Below are 5,071 nucleotides of genomic sequence, written 5' to 3'. Positions count from 1 at the left end.
TTCTTAGCATCCGGATCAGTGGCGGGAAGCACAAAGGCACGTCGTCCCTATAAAACGAATGCAGACCGGAAAAATTAGCGAATGAGAACAAGTATCAGAAAGGAAGGGTATGGCGAGGATAGTGAGGTGACCCATGACCCCTGTGGGAGCGAGCTTGCTCGCGATAGGGCCATGACAGGCGACATAGATGTTGACTATCCGGCAGCCATCGTCGGAACGCCGCCCGGAGCAAGCTCGCTCCCACAGGGGATGAGTGATGTTCGGGTTTAGCTGACCGCCATCAACCCATGCCGCCGATGATGAACGTCCAGCTGATCCTTGATCACCCGCAACACCTTGGCTTCGTGCTCGTGGATAAAGAAGTGTCCGCCAGCGAGCATGTCCACCGAAAAGCTACCGTGGGTTTCCTTGCTCCAGCCGATCAACTGTTCGGTGGTGGCGCGATCAGCCTTGCCGCCAAGCACGTGAATTGGGCACTTGAGCAACGGACGCTGTTGCGACTCGAAACGTCCGCACAATAGAAAGTCCGCGCGCAGCACTGGCAGCGTCAGGCTCATCAGCTCTTCGTTGGCCAGCACCTCTTCACTGGTGCCGTTGAGGGTGCGCAATTGTTCGATCAGTTCGGCATCGGTTTTGGGCTCGGCGAAACCCCGATCGTAGTCGGCACGCAGGGTCGGTGCGGCGGTGCCCGAAGCGAACAGCGCCACCGGTTCCGGGCAGCCGAGCGAGCGAAACGCATGGGCCATCTCGCAGGCGAGCAACGCACCAAGGCTATGGCCAAACAGCGCATACGGCGCCTTGAGCGTGGCTTTTTGTTCTTGCGCGAGTTGCAGCGCCAGGCGTCGCATGTCGGTGTGCAAGGGTTCGCCAAACCGGGCGCCACGCCCCGGAAGTTCCACGGGTTGCAGCTTGAGCCACTCCGGCAGTTTGCGTCGCCAGCGGCTATAGACCATGGCGCTCGCGCCCGAATAGGGCAGGCAGAGCAATGTCAGCTGGGTCACCGGGTTTACCTCGAAAAGTTGTCTGTTAAGAGAACGGATGAGGTCGGTCTTGAATTAGTCGAAGATCCAAATGTGGGAGCGGGCTTACTCGCGAATGCGGTGTGTCAGTCAACGTTGATGTTGTTTGACCCACCGCATTCGCGAGCAAGCCCGCACATTTATTCATCATTTCAAGTGGCGGAAGCTTTGCACCGCCGATCCGAGGACCACGGCACCAGCCGTAATCGCCACCCAGAACCCGCTACGCGCTCCAAATGCATCCACCAGCCACCCGGAACTGGCCGCACCAATCGCCACACCAATGCTCAACCCGGTCACCAGCCAAGTCAGGCCTTCAGTGAGTTTGGCCGGCGGCACGATGCGCTCCACCAACGCCATCGCCACAATCAGCGTCGGCGCAAAGAACAACCCGGCGACGAACACCGCCAGCGACAGCCCGAGAATGTTCGTCGCCAGCAGCAACGGCAGCGTGGTCACCGCCGTCGCCACCCCGCCGTACAGGAACAGTTGCGGCAACGGCAGTTTCGAGCGCAACGCCCCGAACGCCAAACCGGCCAGGCACGAACCGATGGCATACACCGACAACACAATGCTCGCCGCCGCCGGCTGGCCCTGCTGCTGGGCGAACGCCACGCTGACCACATCCACCACGCCGACGATGGTGCCCATGGCGACCATCAACAGCATCAGTAACTGAATCTCGCTGGAACGAATGATCGAGGCCTGATGATGGTCTTCATGAGGATGAATCGCCGGCTCGGTGTCACGTTGCAGCACAAACGCCGTCACCCCGATCGCCAGCATCAGCAACGCCGCCAACGGCCCAGCCTCGGGGAACGCCACCACGCACAACCCCACTGACAGTGGCGGCCCGACAATAAAACAGACCTCGTCCAGCACTGACTCCAGCGCATAAGCGGTTTGCAGCGCTGGCTGGCCGCGATACACCTCGGTCCAGCGCGCCCGCACCATCGCCGACATGCTCGGCATGCAACCGGCTAACGCTGCGAACACAAATAACGTCCACTGCGGCGCCTGCAAGCGAGTGCAAAGCAACACCAGCAACAACGCCCCGCCACCGATCAGTGCCGACACCGGCAAGATCCGACGCTGCCCGAAACGGTCCACCAGCCGCGAAACCTGCGGCGCACAAAACGCCGTGGCCAGGGCAAACGTCGCCGTCACGGCGCCGGCCAGTCCATAGCCACCCTGCAATTGCGAGAGCATGGTGATCAGGCCGATGCCGGTCATGGAAATCGGCATGCGCGCGATCATCCCGGCCAGCACAAAAGCGCTGCTGCCTGGGGCTTTGAACAGCTCGCGGTAGGGGTTAGCCATAGGTGCAGGTCTCAACAAGGGCCTGCAAGTTGCCATAAACGCTGACAGAGGGGAAAGCGGCTAATTGTTGGTTGAATGTGAAGGCCCCTTCGCGAGCAAGCCCGCTCCCACATGGGTTCTCGGCCATGCATAAAATTTGTGTACACCAAAAATATATTGTGGGAGCGGGCTTGCTCGCGAAGGGGCCCGCAGAGACGACCTCCTTTTCCGCCAAATGAACTCTCTACCGCTCAAACCAGTCAGCTAGTTAAGCCCTTTACTCGAGGCCTTAATCCTCATGCAGATTTCCCTCGCCCAACAAGTAGCCCTGAGCCTTTATCCGGAGTTTCGCGGCAATGGCTGATCATCATCCCGAACGACAAAGCGCTATCGATGCCCACGGCATCATCGGCGACATGCGCAGCGCGGCACTGGTCAATGACAAGGGCAGCGTGGATTTTTTCTGCTGGCCGGAATTCGACAGTCCGTCGATCTTCTGCTCGCTGCTGGACACGCCCGAGGCCGGGATTTTCCAACTGTCACCGGATTTACCCGACGCTCGCCGCGAGCAGATTTACCTGCCTGACACCAATGTGCTGCAAACCCGTTGGCTCAGCGACCGCGCGGTCGTCGAAGTCACCGACCTGCTGCCCATTGGCGACAGCGAAGATGACACGTCGGTGCTGATGCGCCGGGTTCGTGTAGTCAGCGGCCAGGCGACGTTTCATATGCGTTGCGCCGTGCGCCATGACTACGCTCGCGCCAAGACCCGCGCACGCATGGATGAAAAGGACGTGACCTTCGAGGCCGCCAATCAGCCGTCCCTGCGCCTGTCTTCGGACCAGGTTCTACGTATCGACGGCCATGCGGCAGTCGCCGAATTCACCCTCGAACAGGACCAGAGCGCCGAGTTCATGCTTGGCGGTATCGACGATCCGCGATTCAAGGAAGGCGCCGCCACCATCTGCCTGGAACGGACCCTGAAGTTCTGGCGCGACTGGATCGGCCAATCCAACTATCGCGGCCGCTGGCGGGAGATGGTCAATCGCTCGGCCCTGGCGCTGAAGCTGCTGACCTCGCGCAAGCATGGCGCAATCCTCGCCGCCGCAACCTTCGGCCTGCCGGAAACGCCTGGCGGCGAGCGCAACTGGGATTATCGCTACACCTGGATTCGCGACGCTTCGTTCACCGTCTACGCGTTCATGCGCCTGGGCTTCGTTCAGGAAGCCAATGATTACATGCGCTGGCTACGCGGGAGAGTCAGCGATTGCCACGGAAAACCGATGAAACTGAACATCCTCTATGCCATCGATGGCCGCCAGGAATTGCCGGAAACCGAACTCTCGCACCTCTCCGGTCATGGCGACGCGACACCGGTACGGATCGGCAATCAGGCTTACGACCAGGTCCAGCTCGACATCTTCGGCGAGTTGATGGACGCGGTGTACCTGGTCAACAAATATGGCGACGCCATCTCCCACGAAGGCTGGAAACATACCGTGGAAGTGGTCGATCAGGTCTGCGAAACCTGGGAGCAAAAGGACGTCGGCATCTGGGAAATGCGCGGCGAGCAGCATCACTTCCTGCACTCGCGGCTGATGTGCTGGGTCGCACTGGACCGAGCCATTCGCCTCGCCTCAAAACGCTCACTGCCCGCCCCGTTCGCCCGCTGGGACCAGACCCGACAGGCGATCTACGCTGACATCTGGGAAAACTTCTGGAACGAAGAACGCGGGCACTTCGTCCAGCACATCGGCGGCACCGCGCTGGATGGCTCGATGCTGCTGATGCCGCTGGTGCGCTTCGTCAGCGCCAAAGACCCGCGCTGGCTCGCGACCCTCGACGCCATCGAAAAGAATCTGGTACGCGACGGCATGGTTTACCGCTATCGCAATGACGACACCCGAATCGACGGCCTCGACGGCACCGAAGGCGCCTTCGCCGCGTGCTCATTCTGGTACGTCGAATGCCTGGCCCGCGCCGGCCGGGTGGAAAAGGCGCATCTGGAATTTGAACAGTTGCTGAGGTACGCCAACCCACTGGGGTTGTACGCCGAAGAGTTCGACAGCCATGCGCGGCATCTGGGGAATACGCCGCAAGCGCTGACGCATTTGGCACTGATCAGTGCGGCCAGTTTCCTGGATCGGAAATTGAGTGGGGAGAAGAGTTTCTGGCAGCCGTGAGAGCACCTCGCCACAGGTTTGTGTAGTCCGAAGTCCTGCACTGCTTAAACAAAACCTGCATCCACCGCCGGAAAATCCTTTGTTGCCAGCCGTTACATCCATCCCTACCATCCACCGTCAACGGGTACAGCGGAGCTGTCCAACAAAACCCGAATTCAAGGAACCAGAATGACCCAGCGCATCCACCGCAGCATCGACGCCCCACTCCGGTCAGGTCTGAACCGAGATGAATTGTGGGAAGGCCAGGACAAGGGCCTGATCAAGTGCTGGGAGATCGGCCGCCAACGCGCCGCCCGTTTCCCCGAACTCACCCAACGCTGCCTTGCCGGCGAACTTCCGGTTCTGGGCTGGAAAGGTGGCGTCAGCCGCAGCCTGAAGAAACTCGAAAAATACGGATCCCTCAAGTACCTCGCTCAGTGGCAAGGGTTACGCGGGGAAGATCTGGATGTTGATTTGGGTGAAGAACGGGCGTTGACCTGTTCGCGGACCAACATGGTGGTGACGTTTACGCCGGATCGGTCGAAGTACTTCAATCAAGTGGCGGAAGTCGAAGCCTAGAAAATAGGCAAA

Annotated in this window: 4 protein-coding genes; 2 read left to right on the top strand and 2 right to left on the bottom strand. The window is 60.1% G+C overall.

Annotation, left to right across the window (positions count from 1 at the left end; translation table 11 throughout):
- Positions 1-266: 266 nt before the first annotated feature.
- The gene (locus E3W21_RS30390; RefSeq protein ID WP_134423405.1) at positions 267-1,001 is read right to left on the bottom strand and encodes a thioesterase II family protein; all 735 of its coding nucleotides are present in this window, start codon (positions 999-1,001) and stop codon (positions 267-269) included.
- Positions 1,002-1,166: 165 nt separating this feature from the next.
- Positions 1,167-2,339: an MFS transporter gene (locus E3W21_RS30385; protein ID WP_134423403.1), complete on the bottom strand. Its 1,173-nt coding sequence runs from the start codon at positions 2,337-2,339 to the stop codon at positions 1,167-1,169.
- A 335-nt stretch (positions 2,340-2,674) separates the two neighbouring features.
- Here E3W21_RS30385 and E3W21_RS30380 point away from each other — a divergent pair, with 335 nt between their 5' ends.
- The gene (locus E3W21_RS30380; RefSeq protein WP_134423401.1) at positions 2,675-4,501 is read left to right on the top strand and encodes a glycoside hydrolase family 15 protein; all 1,827 of its coding nucleotides are present in this window, start codon (positions 2,675-2,677) and stop codon (positions 4,499-4,501) included.
- A 168-nt stretch (positions 4,502-4,669) separates the two neighbouring features.
- On the top strand, positions 4,670-5,059 hold the full coding sequence (locus tag E3W21_RS30375; RefSeq protein ID WP_134423399.1) for a hypothetical protein: 390 nt from the start codon (positions 4,670-4,672) through the stop codon (positions 5,057-5,059).
- Positions 5,060-5,071: the final 12 nt, after the last annotated feature.

It is taken from the genome of Pseudomonas sp. F01002 (assembly GCF_004402115.1).
Classification (GTDB): Bacteria; Pseudomonadota; Gammaproteobacteria; order Pseudomonadales; family Pseudomonadaceae; genus Aquipseudomonas; species Aquipseudomonas frigoris.
Note: the sequence above shows the minus strand (reverse complement) of the source record. Positions and strands in the feature narration are given on the sequence as shown.